The organism is Streptomyces sp. TRM64462 (genome assembly GCF_013362995.1).
Lineage (GTDB): Bacteria > Actinomycetota > Actinomycetes > Streptomycetales > Streptomycetaceae > Streptomyces.
Window position 1 is genome coordinate 25,421 of record NZ_JABWDV010000394.1, and the last position, 15,411, is coordinate 40,831.

Consider the following 15,411-nt stretch of genomic DNA (forward strand, 5'->3'; position numbering starts at 1 on the left):
TGGCGTTCTCTACTCCTCGCCGGCCAGCGTCAGTGTGCGCAGCTTCTGCCCGGCGTACCAGGTGGCCGCCGCGGTCACCGCGACCAGCAGCGTCACCGCGAGCGGCAGACCGACGTCCGAGGCGACGAGGCCTTCGCCGCGCGTGACCTTCTCGGCGACGGCGAGCGCCCACTGCTGGACGCTCAGCGTGCGCGCCCCGGAGATCAGGCTGCCGAACAGCGTCTCCCAGACCAGCGCGTAGACGAGTCCGATGACGACGGCGTGCCGGCTGACCGTGCCGATGAGCAGGAACAGCGCGCTGTACGCGATGGAAGCGACGAGCGCGGCGACCGTGTAGGCCACGGCGACCTGCTGGCCGTTGCCGTTGAGGATCAGGCCCGCGATGAAGGTGGGGACGGCCGAGAAGACCATGGTGACGGCGATGGCCACGAACAGCTTGGTGAGGATGATCGTGGGGCGCTTAACCGGCTTGGCGAGGAGATAGACGATCGAGCCGTCGTCGATCTCCGGGCCGATCGCGCCCGTACCGGCGATGACACCGATGAGCGGCACCATCGTGGCGAGCGCGAACCCGCCGAGCACATCGGCGGCGATCTGGTCGTCCGGGCCGTTGAAGCCCCGGACGGCGGCCGCGAGGAGCAGCAGCAGGGCGGGGAGGACGAAGAGGACCGCGGCGCGGCGGCGGCCCAGGAGCGCTCGGTAGGTGAGCCGGGCGACAGTGGGGTGATACATGGTCGAGGGCTCCCTTCAGGCCGCGACGAGGTACGAGAAGACCGACTCTAGGGACTCGTCGGAGGGCGAGACCGTCAGCAGCCTGATGTTGTGGGCGCGGGCGACCCGCGGGAGGAGCTCGGTGAACCTGCCGAAGTCCACGGCCTGGACGCGCAGGGCGCCCTCGTGGACGTCGACCTCGATGCCGGCCGTCGACGGGTCGGCGATGAGCGCGGCGGCCAGGGCGCGGTCGTCGCTGGAGCGGACCAGATAGCGGTGCGGACGATCCGTCATCAGGCGGCGGATCCGGCGGAAGTCGCCACTCGCCGCGTGCCGGCCGGCCACGATCACCTCGATGTGGGAGGCGAGCTGCTCGACCTCCTCCAGGATGTGCGAGGAGAACAGCACGGTGCGGCCGTCGGCTCCCATGCGCCGCAGCAGGTCCATGAGCTGCATACGCTGGCGCGGGTCCATGCCGTTGAACGGCTCGTCGAGGAGCAGCACGGACGGCTCGTGGACGAGGGCGGACGCCATCTTGACGCGCTGCCGCATGCCCTTGCTGTACGTGGCGATCTTCCGGTCCTGCGCGTACTCCATCTCGACGGTGGCGAGGGCGCGCTGGGCCTCGGCGGCGCCCAGACCGTGCAGCTCCGCGTTGGCGACGACGAACTCGCGGCCGGTGAGGAAGTCGTACATCGCCTCCCTCTCCGGTACGACGCCGATCCGGCGGTACACGGACTCGTTGCGCCAGATGGGCTGCCCGTCGAGGGTGACGGAGCCGGTGGAGGGGGCGAGGAAGCCGCCCATCATGTTGATGAGGGTGGATTTTCCGGCGCCGTTGGGGCCGAGGAGGCCGGTCACACCGGGGCCGATGGTCATGGTGACGTCGTTGACGGCCACGACGTTGCCGAACCAGCGGGAGGCGTGGTCGATGTTGAGCGTGGTCACAGCCCGACCTTTCGGTAGCGGCGCATCAGGACGGCGTACGAACCGGCGATGAGCGCGAGGACGACCAGCAGGTAGACCGCGCCTGCTCCGGCGCCGGGTCCGCTGCCGCCGGGGAAGGAGGTGGTGGCGCCGAGGAAGGCGGTCTGGACGCCGTCGATGAGGGTGACCGGCGAGAACAGGCCGAGCCAGGACACGGCGTCGAGGTTGTCGGTGCCCCAGGCGATGCCCTGGACGACGGAGACGGCGCCGTACGAGATGACGAGGACCGCGATGACGGCGGCGACACCGAAGCCCCGGCGGGGCGTCAGGGCGGCGACGACCAGGCCGATTCCGCCGAACAGGAGCGACATCAGCGCCACGGAGACCAACCCCTGTGCGAATCCCTTGGTCTGGTCGGTGAAGTCCATCTTGGCCAGCAGCGCGCCGACGTAGAGGATGACCAGCGGGGACGCGGTCAGGACGAACAGCGCGGACGCCATCGCCCCGAACTTGGCGACGACGTAGTCGACGCGCTCGATGGGGCGGGAGAAGTACAGCGGGACGGTCCGGAACCGCAGGTCGCGGGAGACGGACTGGGGCGCCTGGGCGGCCAGGTAGAGCGCGATGACCATCTGCATGATGATCGCGTAGCGCGTGTACGCGACGGGCAGGTCGTTCATCTTCGTCGTGACGGCCACGGCGACCATGACCAGCGCCGGGACGCACATGATGCCGAAGAGGATCATCGGCAGGACCTTGGACTTGGCGCTGCGGCCGAGCCCGTAGGCGCCGCGCAGGGACTGCGCGTACAGGGAGCGGCGGGCGTAGCCGCGGCCGAGGCGGGGGCCGTCGTAGTCGCGGTAGCCGATGTTGTGGATCTGCGTCTGGGACCGCGGGTCCTGCGTCGCTCGGGTCTGGGTGCTCACGGAGCCTGCACCTCCAGGGGCTGGCCGGACGCCGCCTCGGGGCGGAAGACCTCGGCGATGTGGTGGCGGCGCTGTTCCATGCGGACGAGGCCGAGGCCCAGGTCGGCGACGGTGTCGCGCACGATGTCGTAGGTGTCGTCGCCGGTCGCCTCGACCAGCAGGATGTGGCCCGCGCCGGGCAGGCCGTCCTCCACGCGCGCGTGGAGCGTGACTCCGGCGACTGTGAGTGCCTCACGGAGGGCGGCGGTGCCGTCGGGGTGCGTGTCGGTGTCGGTGACCTCGACCGCGACCGTCGCGGTGGTGCGGGTGAAGTCGCTGGTGGAGCTGGAGCGCAGGAGCCGGCCGCCGTCGATGACGACGACGTGGTCGCAGGTGCGCTCCAGTTCGCCGAGCAGGTGGGATGTCACCAGGACCGAGATGCCGAAGTCGGTCCAGATGCGGCGGATGAGGCCGAGCATCTCGTCGCGGCCGACCGGGTCGAGGCCGTTGGTCGGCTCGTCGAGGAGGACCAGCTTCGGGTCGTGGACGAGGGCCTGGGCCAGCTTCACGCGCTGCTTCATGCCGGTCGAGTAGCCGCCCATGGGGCGGTAGCGCTCCTCGTACAGGCCGACGTGGCGCAGCGTGTCGGCGGTGCGCTCGCGGGCGGCGGTGGGCGGGAGGCCGGACATGCGCGCCATGTGGACGACGAACTCGGTGGCCGAGACGTCGGGCGGCAGGCAGTCGTGCTCGGGCATGTAGCCGACTCGCTCGCGGATGGCGGGGCCGCGGGTCGTGACGTCGAGACCGAGGACCTCGGCGCGGCCCTCGCTCGCCGGGGACAGCCCGAGCAGGATCTTGATCATGGTGGACTTGCCGGCTCCGTTGGCACCCACGAGGCCGGTCACGCCGGGCCCGATATCCAGGGAGAGCCGGTCGAGAGCGGTCACCCGGGGGAACCGCTTGCTGAGGCTTTCGGTCGCGATCACAGTCACGCTTCGACGGTAGTGGCGCGGGCCACAGCGGGGCGTCAGCCCTGGCGGCTGGTTCCGTCTCCGACTCCAGGCGTACGGACCCGTACGGGAGAGGTAGGCGCCGCGCCCGGGGAGGGCCGGTTTTCCACAGGCCGTGCACGACTCTTGACGCCGCCGCCGGTCATTGTCACATTCGTTGATGTCAAGTTACGGACGCGTACCGCAATGGGTCGCCTACGGACGGACGGGACGGGCGGGTGGCATGACAGCAGCAACAGCGGCGGGAGCCGCGGCAGGAGCGGGAGCGGCGGGGGCGCCGGGGGCGCCGGCCGGGCTGCGCGGCTTCAGAGAGGTGCAGCGCCTGGCGTACGCGTGCGCGGAGGCGGTGGCCGCGCGGCTCAGGCCGGGTGTGACGGAGCGCGAGGCGGCGCGGATGCAGCGGGAGTGGCTGCGCGAGCGGGGCGTGCGCGACTGGTTCCATCTCCCGTTCGCCTGGTTCGGGGACCGTACGGCCTTCGTGAACTTCCGGATACCGCTGCAGTTCTTCCCGACGGACCGGGAGCTGGAGCCGGGCATGCCGTTCATCCTCGACATGGCCCCGGTGTACCGGGGCTTCGCGGCCGACATCGGCTACTCCGGCTGCCTGGGCCCGAATCCGCTGCACGACCGGCTGCTCGCCGATCTGCGCGCGCACCGGGAGCTGATCCTGCGGGAGGTCCGGGAGCGGCGTCCGCTGCGGGAGATCTACGAGGACGTGGACCGGCTGATGGTCCGCCAGGGGTACGCCAACCGGCATCGCGCCTATCCGTTCGGCGTGATCGCGCACAAGGTGGACCGGGTGCGGGAGCGGCGCTGGACACCGACGCTGTTCGGGTTCGGTACGCAGTCGCTGAAGGGCCTGGCGAGCGACGCCCTGCACGGGCACCGGGAGGGCTGGTCGCCGCTCTGGTCGCCGTACCGGTTCTCCGACCATCCGCCGCAGCCGGGGCTGTGGGCGGTCGAACCGCACCTCGGCTTCCGCGGTACGGGCGCGAAGTTCGAGGAGCTCCTGGTGGTCACCGACTCCAGAGACCCCGAGGAGAGCGCCTTCTGGCTGGACGACGATCTGCCGCATGTGCGGCGCTGGACGGATGAGGTGGCGGCGGCATGAGTCTGCTGAGGGGCGCGCGGGAGCGCTGGGTCCGTACGGGCGGGGTCGAGCTGTGCGTCGCCGAGCTGGGTGAGCGGGGCCGGCCGACGGTCGTCCTCGTGCACGGCTACCCGGACTCGAAGGAGGTGTGGTCGGAGGTCGCGCTGCGGCTCGCCGAGCGGTTCCACGTGGTGCTGTACGACGTGCGGGGGCACGGCCGGTCGACGGCGCCGGTGCCGCTGCGCGGCGGGTTCACGCTGGAGAAGCTGACGGACGACTTCCTGGCGGTCGCGGACGCGGTCAGCCCGGACCGGCCGGTGCACCTGGTGGGCCACGACTGGGGGTCGGTGCAGGCGTGGGAGTTCGCCACGGTCCAGCGCACCGAGGGCAGGATCGCGTCCTTCACGTCGATGTCCGGGCCGTCCCTGGACCACTTCGGCCACTGGATCAGGCAGCGGATGGCCCGGCCGACCCCACGCCGTGTCGGCCAGCTCCTCGGCCAGGGCGCCAAGTCCTGGTACGTGTACCTGCTGCACACCCCGGTGCTGCCGGAGCTGGCGTGGCGCGGGCCGCTCGGCAAGCGGTGGCCGGCCGTCCTGCGCCGGGTGGAGAAGGTGCCGGCCGACGGCTACCCGACGGCGTCGCTGCCCTCGGACGCGGCGCACGGCGCGTGGCTGTACCGGGACAACGTCCGGTCGCGGCTGCTGCGCCCGCGCGAGGACGCGTACGCGCACACCCCGGTGCAGCTGATCACGCCGACCGGTGACGTCTTCCTGTCGGAGGCGCTGTACGAGGAGCTGGCGCGGTGGGCGCCGCGGCTGGTGCGGCGCACGCTGCCGGCCAGGCACTGGGTGCCGCGCACCAGGCCGGACCAGGTGGCGGCATGGGTGGCCGAGTTCGTGACCGCGCACGAGGAGCAGGGCGCCGAGGTGCCGGAGCCGGTCGCGTCGGGGCGGCGGTACGCGGACCGGTTCGGCGGCCAGTTGGTGCTCGTGACGGGCGCGGGCAGCGGTATCGGCCGGGCCACGGCGTTCGCGTTCGCCGAGGCGGGGGCGCGGATCGTCGCCGTCGACCGGGACGCGGAGGGCGCGGCCCGTACGGCGGAGCTGGCCCGGCTGATCGGGGCGCCCGGCGCGTGGGCCGAGGTGGCCGACGTCAGCGACGAGCAGGCCATGGAGAAGCTCGCCGCAAAGGTCGCCGCCGAGTACGGCACGGTGGACGTCCTGGTGAACAACGCCGGGATCGGGCTCTCGGGCTCCTTCCTCGATACGACGAGTGAGGACTGGAAGAAGGTCCTCGACGTCAATCTGTGGGGCGTCATCCACGGATGCCGGGTCTTCGGCCGGCAGATGGCCGAACGGGGGCAGGGCGGGCACATCGTCAACACGGCGTCGGCGGCCGCGTACCAGCCGTCGAAGGCACTGCCCGCTTACAGCACGTCCAAGGCGGCGGTGCTGATGCTCAGTGAGTGCCTGCGCGCCGAGCTGGCCGGGCAGGGGATCGGGGTCACGGCGATATGTCCGGGCCTGGTGAACACCAACATCACGTCGACGGCGCACTTCGCCGGGGTCTCGGAGGAAGAGGAGAAGCGGCTGCGGAAGCGCACGTCCCGGCTGTACGGGCTGCGGAACTACCCGCCGGAGAAGGTCGCCGACGCGATCCTGCGGGCCGTCGTGGAGAACCGGGCGGTGGTGCCGGTGACGCCGGAGGCCCGGGGCGCGCACCTCATGTCGCGGTTCGCGCCACGGGCGCTGCGGGCGATAGCCCGGCTGGAGCCTCCGCTGTGACACCGGGGCTCCGGGGCCGCCGCGCCATCGGTCGCCGTACCATCCCTGGCAGGAGGGCGCGGGGCAGTAGGGAGCGGGTGTGTCCGAGTATCGGATCGAGGATCTGGCGCACCTGAGCGGTGCCACGGTACGGACGATCCGCGCCTACCAGGACCGGGGGCTGCTGCCCCGGCCGGAGCGGCGCGGGCGGTCCAACGTGTACGGGGACGCCCATCTCGCCCGGCTGCGGCAGATCGCCGACCTGCTCGAACGGGGCTACACCCTGGCCTCCATCAAGGAGCTGCTGGAGGCCTGGGACAACGGCCGGGGGCTCGGCGGTGTGCTGGGCCTGGTCGCCGAGGTGAACGGCCCGTGGACCGACGAGCAGGCCGACCGGATCACGCGCGCCGAACTGGACGAGACGTTCGGCGGCGTCCCCGACGAGCGGGCCGTCCAGGAGGCGATCGAGCTCGGCGTGCTGGAGCCGGTTCCGGGGCGGGACGACGAGTTCCTGGTGCCGAGCCCCCAGGAGCTGGCCGTCGCGGCCGAGCTGTACGCGGCGGGGGTGCCGCTGCTGGCCGTCGCCGGGCATCTGCGGGAGCTGCGGAGCCAGGTCGAGCACATCGCGACCCGGTTCCTGGAGTTCACCACGGAACACGTCTTCGCCCGCTACCTCGGCCACCGGCCGCCGACCGACGCGGACGCGGCGGAGGCGGCGGCGCTGGTACGGCGCCTGCGGCCGCTCGCCCAGCAGACCGTGGACGCCGAACTGGCCCGGGCCATGCGGACGTTCGCGCCCCGGCACCTCCAACAGCACCTGGCGCCCGGGCCACCGCCCGCGTGGGACGACGAGCCCCGCCCGGTGGTGCTACCGGCCGAGACGGTCCGGGCCGTGCGGGAACTGGTGGGCGCCGAGAACCTGTCGGCGTTCATCGCCGCGGCCGCCGAACGGGAGGTGCGGGCACGGACGTTGGACGCCCTGGCCACCGCCCATCGCCCGGCGGCGGCTGAGGAGACCTGAGGACGACGCGCCAGTTGTCCACAGATCACGCCTCCAAGCCTGTGGACAACCGTAGTTGACTGTGGATCAAACCTGCACGGCCTTCTTTTCCGCCGTACGGCCTGTGATCCCGGCCACGCGGCAGCCGGGAATTCGCGTGACGCCCACGGCACAGCGGTGCCACCCTGCCGCCATGGACGAACGCCGCACCGTCAAGGTGTCGAAGTACCTCTCCAGACATCTGCGCCACCAGCCCGAGAGCATCGGCCTCGTCCTCGACCCGCACGGCTGGGTGGCGATCGACGATCTGCTGCGGGCGATGGACCGGCACGGCATGCGGATCAGCCGCGCCGAGCTGGAGCACGTCGTCGCCGTCAACGACAAGCGGCGCTTCACGATCGACGCGGACAGCGACCGTATCCGGGCCAACCAGGGCCACACCGTCGAGGTCGACCTGGACCTGCCGCCCGCCGCCCCGCCCGCGTACCTCTACCACGGCACGGTCGCCCGGAGCCTGGACGCGATCCGCGCCGAGGGGCTGCGGCCCATGAGCCGCCACCACGTCCACCTGTCGCCGGACCGGGAGACCGCGACCCGCGTCGGCGCCCGCCGGGGCAGGCCGGTGGTGCTGGCCGTGGACGCGGCCGCGATGCACCGCGACGGCCATGTCTTCCACGTCAGCGCCAACGGCGTCTGGCTCACGGACGCCGTGCCCGTGGCGTACCTGCGCTTCCCGCATTGACCGGCGGCGGGCCTGGCATCGCCCGGCCCCGCCGGTCACCCGACCCGGTCGGCCCGCCCAGCCCCCGCCCCCGCCCCGGCCCCGGGCGCCTCAGCTGAGCGCCTGAGCCTGCGCCTCAGCCCAGCTGGGCGAGGCCCTCCGTGGCGATCTTCTCGAAGACCGCCTGGTCGGCGGCGAAGTCCGAGTCCGGGATCGGGGCATGGAGAACGATCTCGGTGATGCCGAGTTCCCTGTGCTTCCCCGCGAAGTCCACGAAGGCGTCGAGCGACGTCAGCGGCGTGCCCCGGTCCGGCGTGAAGCCGGTGAGCAGCACCTTCTCCATGGCCCCGCCGTCACGGCCGTACTCGGCACACGCCTTGCCGAGCTTCTCGATCTGGCCCCGGATGGCGTCGACGGACTGCTCGGGCGTACCGGTCTCGAACAGCTTCGGGTCGCCGGTGGTCACCCAGGCCTGCCCGTACCGGGCGGCGAGCTTCATACCGCGCGGCCCCGTGGCGGCGACGGCGAACGGGATGCGGGGGCTCTGCACGCACCCCGGGACGTTGCGTGCCTCCTCGGCCGAGTAGTGGGTGCCCCGGTGGCTGACGGCGCGCTCGGTGAGCAGCCGGTCCAGGAGCGGCACGAACTCGCCGAAGCGGTCGGCGCGCTCGCGCGGCGTCCACGCCTCCTGGCCGAGCACGGTGGCGTCGAAGCCGTTGCCGCCCGCCCCGATACCGAGGGTGATCCGGCCGCCCGAGATGTCGTCCAGCGAGATCAGTTCCTTGGCGAGCGTCACCGGGTGCCGGAAGTTCGGCGAGGTGACGAGCGTCCCGAGGCGGAGGGTCCGGGTGGCGGCAGCGGCGGCGGTCAGGGTCGGGATCGCGCCGAACCACGGACCGTCGCGGAAGGTGCGCCACGACAGATGGTCGTACGTGTACGCGGCGTGGAAGCCGAGCTCCTCGGCGCGCGTCCACTGATCGCGGCCGCCGCCGTGCCAGGGCCGTACCGGCAGAATCACTGTGCTCAGGCGCAGACTCATGCCTCAGAGCCTACGGGCGCCGCAGAGGCTCCCCTTTCCTTCGTGTCATGTGTCCGCACGGTCGTGCGGCTCAAATGCGCACCCTTTCGCACGTCCGTGCACATTCGGGTGCCGCTGTACGGGACAATGGAGCGGTGACCTCACCGACGACGACTCCTCATCCGCGTGCCCGCACCCACGCCGGGACACACGCCCTCCCGGCGCCCCGCCGGCGCCCGCGGCTGATCGCCACCGACCTTGACGGAACGCTTCTGCGGGACGACAAGTCGGTCTCGGAGCGTACGGTCACGGCCCTCGCCGCCGCCGAGGCCGCGGGCATCGAGGTCTTCTTCGTCACCGGCCGCCCCGCCCGCTGGATGGGCGTCGTCAGCGAGCACGTACACGGCCACGGCCTGGCGATCTGCTCCAACGGAGCCGCCGTGGTCGACCTCCACGCCGGAGGCCGGATCCTCGAAGTGCGGTCCCTGGAACGCGCGACCGCGCTCGGCGTCATAGAGGCGCTGCGCCGGGAGGCTCCCGGCACGGCGTTCGCGATGGAGTTCACCACCGGCATCCACCACGAGCCGGACTACCCGCCCCTCAGCCTGGACCAGGCCCTCGTCGTCGGCCCCGCCGAGAAGCTGCTCCACGAGGACGAGCCCGGGACGGGCGCGCCGCTGCTGAAGCTGCTGGCGCTCCACCGCGAGCTGACGCCCGACGGCTTCCTCGCGCTGGCTCGCGCGGCGGCCGGCCGGCACGCCACCATCACGCGCTCCAGCCCCACGGCCCTGATCGAGGTCAGCGGCCTGGGCGTCTCCAAGGCCAGCACGCTCGCCCTGTGCTGCGCCGAGCGCGGCATCTCGGCGGACGAGGTCGTGGCGTTCGGCGACATGCCGAACGACATCGAGATGCTGTCGTGGGCGGGGACGTCGTACGCGATGGGCAACGCCCACCCGGACGTACTGGCCGCGGCGTCGGGACGGACGGTCGCCAACAACGAGGACGGCGTGGCGGCGGTCATCGAGGACATCCTGAGCGCCCGGTGACGCCGAGGCGCTGACGGCGGGCCCGTGAGCACCCGGTGACGCCGAGGCGCTGACGGCGGGCCCGTGAGCACCCGGTGACGCCCCGGCGCTGACGGCGGCCCACCCGGTCAGCCAGGCGGTCCCACCCTCCTCAGCCCAGCACCACCCCGTGTTCGCGCAGCCAGGCCACGGGATCGACGCCCGAGCCGAGGTGCGGGGTGAGGCGCACCTCGAAGTGCAGATGGGGGCCGGTCGAGTTGCCCGTCGTCCCGGCCTGGCCGACCTGCTGCCCGACGGCGACCGCCTCCCCCTGGTCGACAGCGACCGACGCCAGGTGCGCGTACTGCGAGTACCAGCCGCCCGCGTGCCGCACCACGACCTCGATACCGAAGGGCCCCCCGCACGACACCCGCTCGACCCGTCCCGCCCCCACGGACCGCACCGGCGTGCCGATGGCGACGGCGAAGTCCTGCCCCGTGTGCCGGTGCGCCCAGTGCCTGCCCGCGCTGGCGAAGCCCGCGGACAGCGTGTAGCCGTCCTCCTCGGCGACCGGCGCAACCCACACCCGGCCGGCGGGGGCCCGCTCCGTACGGGCCGGCCGTTCCGCACCGCGGCAGCTACCGGCCGCCACGCTCCGGTCGGCCTGCGCCTGGAGCTGCCACTGCGCCTGTTCGAGCCGCGTCTCCAGGTCCCGCTTCACCGCGGCCAGCCGCGTCTGCCGCAGGTTCAGGTCGCGCCACGCCGCCCGCGCCCGGCTCTCGGCGGACGCGAGCCGCCGCTCGGCGCGGCCCGTACGCTCCATCAGCCGGGTGACGGCCTGGTCCGCCTGCTGCGCGGTCCGCTCCACGTGCAGCGCGTCCTCCGGGTCGCGGGCCAGCAACAGCCGCGCGGTGCCCGCGAGGGAACCGCCCGCACGGTACTGGGCGCGGGCGATCTCACCGACGCGGTCCTGGAGCACCAGGAGTTCGCGGCGCTTCTCGCGCAGGTCCTCCTGAAGCAGGGAGGCGCGCGCCCGCTGCTCGTCGGCCGCGCGCCGCCCCTTCTCGTAGCGCTCGGTGATCCGGGCCGCCTCCTCGAAGAGCCGCGCCACCTCGGCGCTCACCGATGGCCCGTCGGAACCGGACGCGGGCGCGGCAACGGCCACGGGCGCCCGCCCGAACAGCCCGAACAGCGCCAGCAGCGCGACCATGGGGATGACCAGCGCGGCCGGCGGCGGCACGGCCGACCACCGCAGGGCGGACAGCGCCGACACGAGCAGCGGCCGCCGTTCGTGAGAGAGGCACATCCTGGGATGGTGGCCCCTCGGCCAGTGCTTCTCCGGCACCCGGCCGCACTCGTCGGCCCTGTACCGCCGACCGGCCTACACACGTACGACCGTCCGGCCCACACCGCCCGCCGCCATCCGAGTACGCCCCGGCACCCGTCGCCGACCCGCTAGCCAATCCCGCCGGCCGGCCCGCGCCTCCCGGAGCCGCGCCCGCCTACCGCAGCCGCCGTCCCACCTCGTCCGCCGCCCGCTCACGCTCCAGCGTCCGCCGCAGCGGCCCCTCCACAGCGGCGAGTTCGGCGTACGGACCGCGCTGTACGACACGGCCGGCGTCCAGGACGACGACCTCGTCGACCGCGTCGAGCCCCCGCATCCGGTGCGTGATGAGCACCGTCGTACGGCCCCGCGTCGCGTCCAGCAGGTCCTCGGTGAGCGCGTCGGCCGTGGCGAGGTCCAGGTGCTCGGCCGGCTCGTCGAGGACCAGCACCGGGAAGTCGGCCAGGAGCGCGCGGGCCAGCGCGAGCCGCTGCCGCTGCCCGCCGGACAGCCGGGCCCCGTGCTCGCCGACGAGCGTGTCGAGACCGTCCGGCAGGCCGTCGACCCAGTCCAGGAGCCGCGCCCCGGCGAGCGCCCGGCGCAGCGCGTCGTCGTTCGCGTCGGTCCTGGCCAGGCGTAGGTTCTCGCGTACGGAGCTGTCGAAGACATGGGCGTCCTGGGCGCACAGACCGACGAACCGGCGTACGTCGTCCCCGTCGAGCGCCGCCGCTTCGGTGCCGCCCAGCCGGTACGTGCCCTCACGCGCGTCCAGGAACCGCAGCAGCACCTGCGCCAGCGTGGTCTTGCCGGACCCGGACGCGCCGATGACGGCGACCCGCCGCCCGGCCTCCAGCCGCAGGTCGAACCCCTCCAGGGCGTCGCGCTCCTGGCCGGGGTGCCGGGCGGCGATCCCGCGCAGCTCCAGCGGGAACGGCGAGTCGGGCGTCGCCGCGGGCCGCTCCGGCTCCTGTACGGGCACGGGCGCGTCGAGCACCTCGTACACCCGCTCCGCACTGCGCCGCACCCGCTGCCGGTACTGCACGGCGAGCGGCAGGCCCATGACCGCCTCGAACGCGGCGAGCGGGGTGAGGACGACGACGGCCAGCGCGACGCCGCCGAGCCGCCCGTCCCGTACGGCCTGGGCGCCGACCAGCGCGGCGGCCGCCACGGTCAGCCCGGAGGCGAGCGCGGTCAGCCCGCCGCCGAGCGCCGTCGCCGCCGACTGGCGCGCGGCGATCCGCGTGAGCGCGCCGTCCGCATCCCTGGCCCGCGCGATACGGCTCCGCAGCGCACCCGCCACCGTCAGCTCGGCGCACCCGCGCAGCAGGTCCACGACCCGGGTGGCGAGCACGCCCCGCGCCGGCGAGAGCCGCCGCTCGGCCCGCCGGGCCACGGCACCGCCCAGGGCCGGCACGGCGACCCCCGCCACCAGCAGCCCGGCCCCCAGCACGGCACCCGCCTCGGGCAGCAGCCAGGCGGTGAACCCGACGGCGCCCGCGCCGACGACCAGCGCCGTCCCGGCGGGCAGCAGCCACCGCAGCCAGTAGTCCTGGAGTGCGTCCACGTCCGCGACCAGCCGGGACAGCAGGTCACCGCGGCGTGTACGGCGCAGCCCGGCCGGTGCGATCCGCTCCAGGCGGCGGTACGCGGCGACGCGCAGCGCGGCGAGCATGCGCAGCACGGCGTCGTGCGACACCAGCCGCTCCGCGTACCGGAACACCGCCCGCCCGATACCGAACGCCCGGGTCGCCGTGACGGCCACCATCAGGTGCAGGATCGGCGGCTGCTCCGACGCGCGGGAGATGAGCCACCCGGACACGGCCATGAGCCCGACCGCCGACCCGAGCGCGAGGCTGCCGAGCAGCAGCGCGAGGCCGAGCCGCCCCCGGAGTTCCCCGGCCGACGCCCGGACCCGCGCCAGCACGCGCCCGCGCCATCCCCGCTCCGGTGGCTCGGACACCGGCTCCGCCACGTCCGCGGGCGCGGCATGCGCTCCGTACAGCCCGCCCACCACGCCGAACGCGTCGTCGACCATGTCCGCCCCGACGGACACATCCGCGACCGCCGGCTTCCCGGAACCGCCATCGGCACCGGCACGCACACCACCACGGGCGCCAGCACCCCCACCCGCACCCGCACCCGCACCCGCACCGGCACCGGCATCGGCGCCTCCGCCGGCATACGACCCGGCAGCAGCCTCTCCGCCACCCCGCCCCCGCTCCAGCGCCACCACCCGGTCCGCGACACCCAGCAGCGCCGGCCGGTGCACCACGAGCAGCACGGTCCGCCCCACGGCGAGCCGCCGCACCGCATCCACCACAGCCGCCTCGGTCGCACCGTCCAGCGCGGCGGTCGGCTCGTCCAGCAGCAGCACCGGCCGGTCCGCCAGGAACGCCCGGGCCAGGGCCAGCCGCTGCCGCTGACCGGCCGACAGCCCGGCCCCGTCCTCACCGAGCACGGTGTCCGCACCGTCCGGCAGCCCGTCCACGAAATCCGCGCCCGCGTCCCGCAACGCGTCCCGCACGTCGGCGTCGTCCGCGTCCGGCCGCGCCAGGCGGACGTTCTCGGCGACCGTCCCGGCGAACAGATACGGCCGCTGCGGCACCCACGCGATCCGCTCCCGCCAACGCTCCAGGTCCAGCGTCGACAGGTCCTCGCCCCCGGCCCGTACCGTCCCGGAATCCGGCACGGCGAAGCCCAGCACCGTGTCGAGCAGCGTCGACTTGCCGACCCCGCTCGGACCGACCAGGGCGACGGTCTCACCGGGCTCCACCACCAGCGACGCCCGGTCCAACGACGCTTCGCGCCGCCCCGGATGCCGTACCGTCACCGCGTCCAGCTCGATCCGCACCGGCCCGCCCGGCACCACACCAGCGCCCCCGCCCGGCACCACACCAGCGCCCCCGCCCGGCACCGCACCGGTGCTGCCCCCGCCCGGCACCGCACCCGTGCCACCCGCCCGCACCGGCGCCTCCAGCACCGCGAAGACCTCTTCGGCGGCCGAGAGTCCCTCCGCCGCCGCGTGGTACTGCGTACCCACCTGCCGCAGCGGCAGATAGGCCTCGGGCGCGAGGATCAGAATGACCAAGCCCGTGTACAGGTCCAGGTCCCCGTGGACGAGGCGGGTGCCGATGCCCACCGCGACCAGCGCCACCGACAGCGTCGACAGCAGCTCCAGGGCGAACGACGACAGAAACGCGACCCGCAGCGTCCGCAGCGTCGCCTGCCGGTACTCGGACGTGATCGCCCTGATCGACTCCGCCTGGGCCTTGGCCCGCCCGAAGATCTTCAGCGTCGGCAGCCCGGCCACCACGTCGAGGAAGTGGCCCGACAGCCGTGACAGCAGCTTCCACTGCCGGTCCATCCGGGCCTGCGTGGCCCAGCCGATGAGCACCATGAACATCGGGATCAGCGGCAGCGTGACCACGATGATCGCCGCCGACACCCAGTCCTCGGTGACGATCCGCGCCAGCACCGCGACCGGGACTACCACGGCCAGCCCCAACTGGGGCAGATAGCGGGCGAAGTAGTCGTCCAGCGCGTCCACGCCCCGCGTCGCCAGCGCCACCAGCGACCCGGTCCGCTGGCCGCTCAGCCAGCCCGGCCCCAGCGCGGCCGCCCGCTCCAGCAGCCGACCCCGCAGCTCGGACTTCACGGCGGCGCTCGCCCGGTGCGCGGCGAGCTCGGTCAGCCAGGCGACCAGTGCCCGCCCCACCGCGACCCCGGCCAGCAGCACCAGCGGCGTCCCCAGCGCGGACACACCCAGGCCCCGCTGGAACGCCCCCACCACCACCTCGGCGATGAGCATGGCCTGGGCGATGACCAGCGCCGCCCCGATCAGGCCGAGGAGCACCACCGCGGCCAGGAACAGCCGGGTGGCCCGGGCGTACCGGAGCAGACGCGGGTCGATCGGTTTCACGTGAAACATCCCCTAC

The 15,411-nt window shown here is 73.6% G+C and carries 12 protein-coding genes; 5 read left to right on the forward strand and 7 right to left on the reverse strand.

Annotated features, from left to right (window positions below; translation table 11 throughout):
* Nucleotides 1-9: 9 nt before the first annotated feature.
* From HTZ82_RS22640 to HTZ82_RS22655, 4 genes are read right to left on the reverse strand one after another with little or no spacing between them, the layout of a single operon-like run.
* Nucleotides 10-732 (reverse strand): ABC transporter permease, encoded by a 723-nt coding sequence (locus HTZ82_RS22640; protein WP_175411289.1) that lies wholly within the window; start codon nucleotides 730-732, stop codon nucleotides 10-12.
* Between the two features lie 15 nt (nucleotides 733-747).
* On the reverse strand, nucleotides 748-1,659 hold the full coding sequence (locus HTZ82_RS22645; RefSeq protein ID WP_175411290.1) for an ABC transporter ATP-binding protein: 912 nt from the start codon (nucleotides 1,657-1,659) through the stop codon (nucleotides 748-750).
* Nucleotides 1,656-2,564, reverse strand: a complete 909-nt coding sequence (locus tag HTZ82_RS22650; RefSeq protein WP_175411291.1) for an ABC transporter permease subunit — start codon at nucleotides 2,562-2,564, stop codon at nucleotides 1,656-1,658. Before HTZ82_RS22650 ends, HTZ82_RS22645 begins: the two co-directional genes overlap by 4 nt.
* Nucleotides 2,561-3,529, reverse strand: a complete 969-nt coding sequence (locus HTZ82_RS22655; protein ID WP_175411376.1) for an ABC transporter ATP-binding protein — start codon at nucleotides 3,527-3,529, stop codon at nucleotides 2,561-2,563. The genes HTZ82_RS22650 and HTZ82_RS22655 overlap by 4 nt, the downstream gene beginning before the upstream one ends.
* Nucleotides 3,530-3,776: 247 nt before the next feature.
* Between HTZ82_RS22655 and HTZ82_RS22660 the strand changes: the two genes are divergently transcribed.
* The 4 genes from HTZ82_RS22660 (at nucleotide 3,777) to HTZ82_RS22675 (ending at nucleotide 8,151) form a co-directional block, all read left to right on the forward strand.
* On the forward strand, nucleotides 3,777-4,664 hold the full coding sequence (locus tag HTZ82_RS22660) for a M24 family metallopeptidase (protein WP_375540849.1): 888 nt from the start codon (nucleotides 3,777-3,779) through the stop codon (nucleotides 4,662-4,664).
* Nucleotides 4,661-6,430 carry an SDR family oxidoreductase gene (locus HTZ82_RS22665; RefSeq protein WP_175411292.1) on the forward strand — a complete coding sequence of 590 codons (1,770 nt, stop codon included), beginning with the start codon at nucleotides 4,661-4,663 and terminating at the stop codon, nucleotides 6,428-6,430. The genes HTZ82_RS22660 and HTZ82_RS22665 overlap by 4 nt, the downstream gene beginning before the upstream one ends.
* 79 nt (nucleotides 6,431-6,509) lie before the next feature.
* Nucleotides 6,510-7,430, forward strand: coding sequence for a MerR family transcriptional regulator (locus HTZ82_RS22670; protein WP_175411293.1), 921 nt, complete (start codon nucleotides 6,510-6,512; stop codon nucleotides 7,428-7,430).
* 172 nt (nucleotides 7,431-7,602) lie between these two features.
* Nucleotides 7,603-8,151 (forward strand): RNA 2'-phosphotransferase, encoded by a 549-nt coding sequence (locus tag HTZ82_RS22675; protein ID WP_175411294.1) that lies wholly within the window; start codon nucleotides 7,603-7,605, stop codon nucleotides 8,149-8,151.
* A gap of 115 nt (nucleotides 8,152-8,266) precedes the next feature.
* On the opposite strand, the gene HTZ82_RS22680 is transcribed toward HTZ82_RS22675, so the two are convergent.
* A complete protein-coding gene (locus tag HTZ82_RS22680) occupies nucleotides 8,267-9,169 on the reverse strand; it encodes an LLM class flavin-dependent oxidoreductase (RefSeq protein WP_175411295.1) in 903 nt (300 codons plus the stop codon).
* Nucleotides 9,170-9,303: 134 nt separating this feature from the next.
* On the opposite strand from HTZ82_RS22680, the gene HTZ82_RS22685 reads away from it, so the two are divergent.
* Nucleotides 9,304-10,194: an HAD family hydrolase gene (locus tag HTZ82_RS22685; RefSeq protein ID WP_375540850.1), complete on the forward strand. Its 891-nt coding sequence runs from the start codon at nucleotides 9,304-9,306 to the stop codon at nucleotides 10,192-10,194.
* A gap of 130 nt (nucleotides 10,195-10,324) precedes the next feature.
* On the opposite strand, the gene HTZ82_RS22690 is transcribed toward HTZ82_RS22685, so the two are convergent.
* Both HTZ82_RS22690 and cydD read right to left on the reverse strand, forming a co-directional pair.
* Nucleotides 10,325-11,362 carry a M23 family metallopeptidase gene (locus HTZ82_RS22690; RefSeq protein WP_375540853.1) on the reverse strand — a complete coding sequence of 346 codons (1,038 nt, stop codon included), beginning with the start codon at nucleotides 11,360-11,362 and terminating at the stop codon, nucleotides 10,325-10,327.
* A 292-nt stretch (nucleotides 11,363-11,654) separates the two neighbouring features.
* On the reverse strand, nucleotides 11,655-15,395 hold the full coding sequence (gene cydD / locus HTZ82_RS22695) for a thiol reductant ABC exporter subunit CydD (RefSeq protein ID WP_175411298.1): 3,741 nt from the start codon (nucleotides 15,393-15,395) through the stop codon (nucleotides 11,655-11,657).
* Between the last annotated feature and the right edge of the window lie 16 nt (nucleotides 15,396-15,411).

Excerpts from the sequence above, each read along its gene's own strand:
- HTZ82_RS22640 (WP_175411289.1), bottom strand. The coding sequence starts at position 732 with ATGTATCACCCCACTGTCGCCCGGCTCACCTACCGAGCGCTCCTGGGC.
- HTZ82_RS22660 (WP_375540849.1), top strand. The coding sequence starts at position 3,777 with ATGACAGCAGCAACAGCGGCGGGAGCCGCGGCAGGAGCGGGAGCGGCG.
- HTZ82_RS22665 (WP_175411292.1), top strand. The coding sequence starts at position 4,661 with ATGAGTCTGCTGAGGGGCGCGCGGGAGCGCTGGGTCCGTACGGGCGGG.
- HTZ82_RS22675 (WP_175411294.1), top strand. The coding sequence starts at position 7,603 with ATGGACGAACGCCGCACCGTCAAGGTGTCGAAGTACCTCTCCAGACAT.
- HTZ82_RS22680 (WP_175411295.1), bottom strand. The coding sequence starts at position 9,169 with ATGAGTCTGCGCCTGAGCACAGTGATTCTGCCGGTACGGCCCTGGCAC.
- HTZ82_RS22690 (WP_375540853.1), bottom strand. The coding sequence starts at position 11,362 with ATGGTCGCGCTGCTGGCGCTGTTCGGGCTGTTCGGGCGGGCGCCCGTG.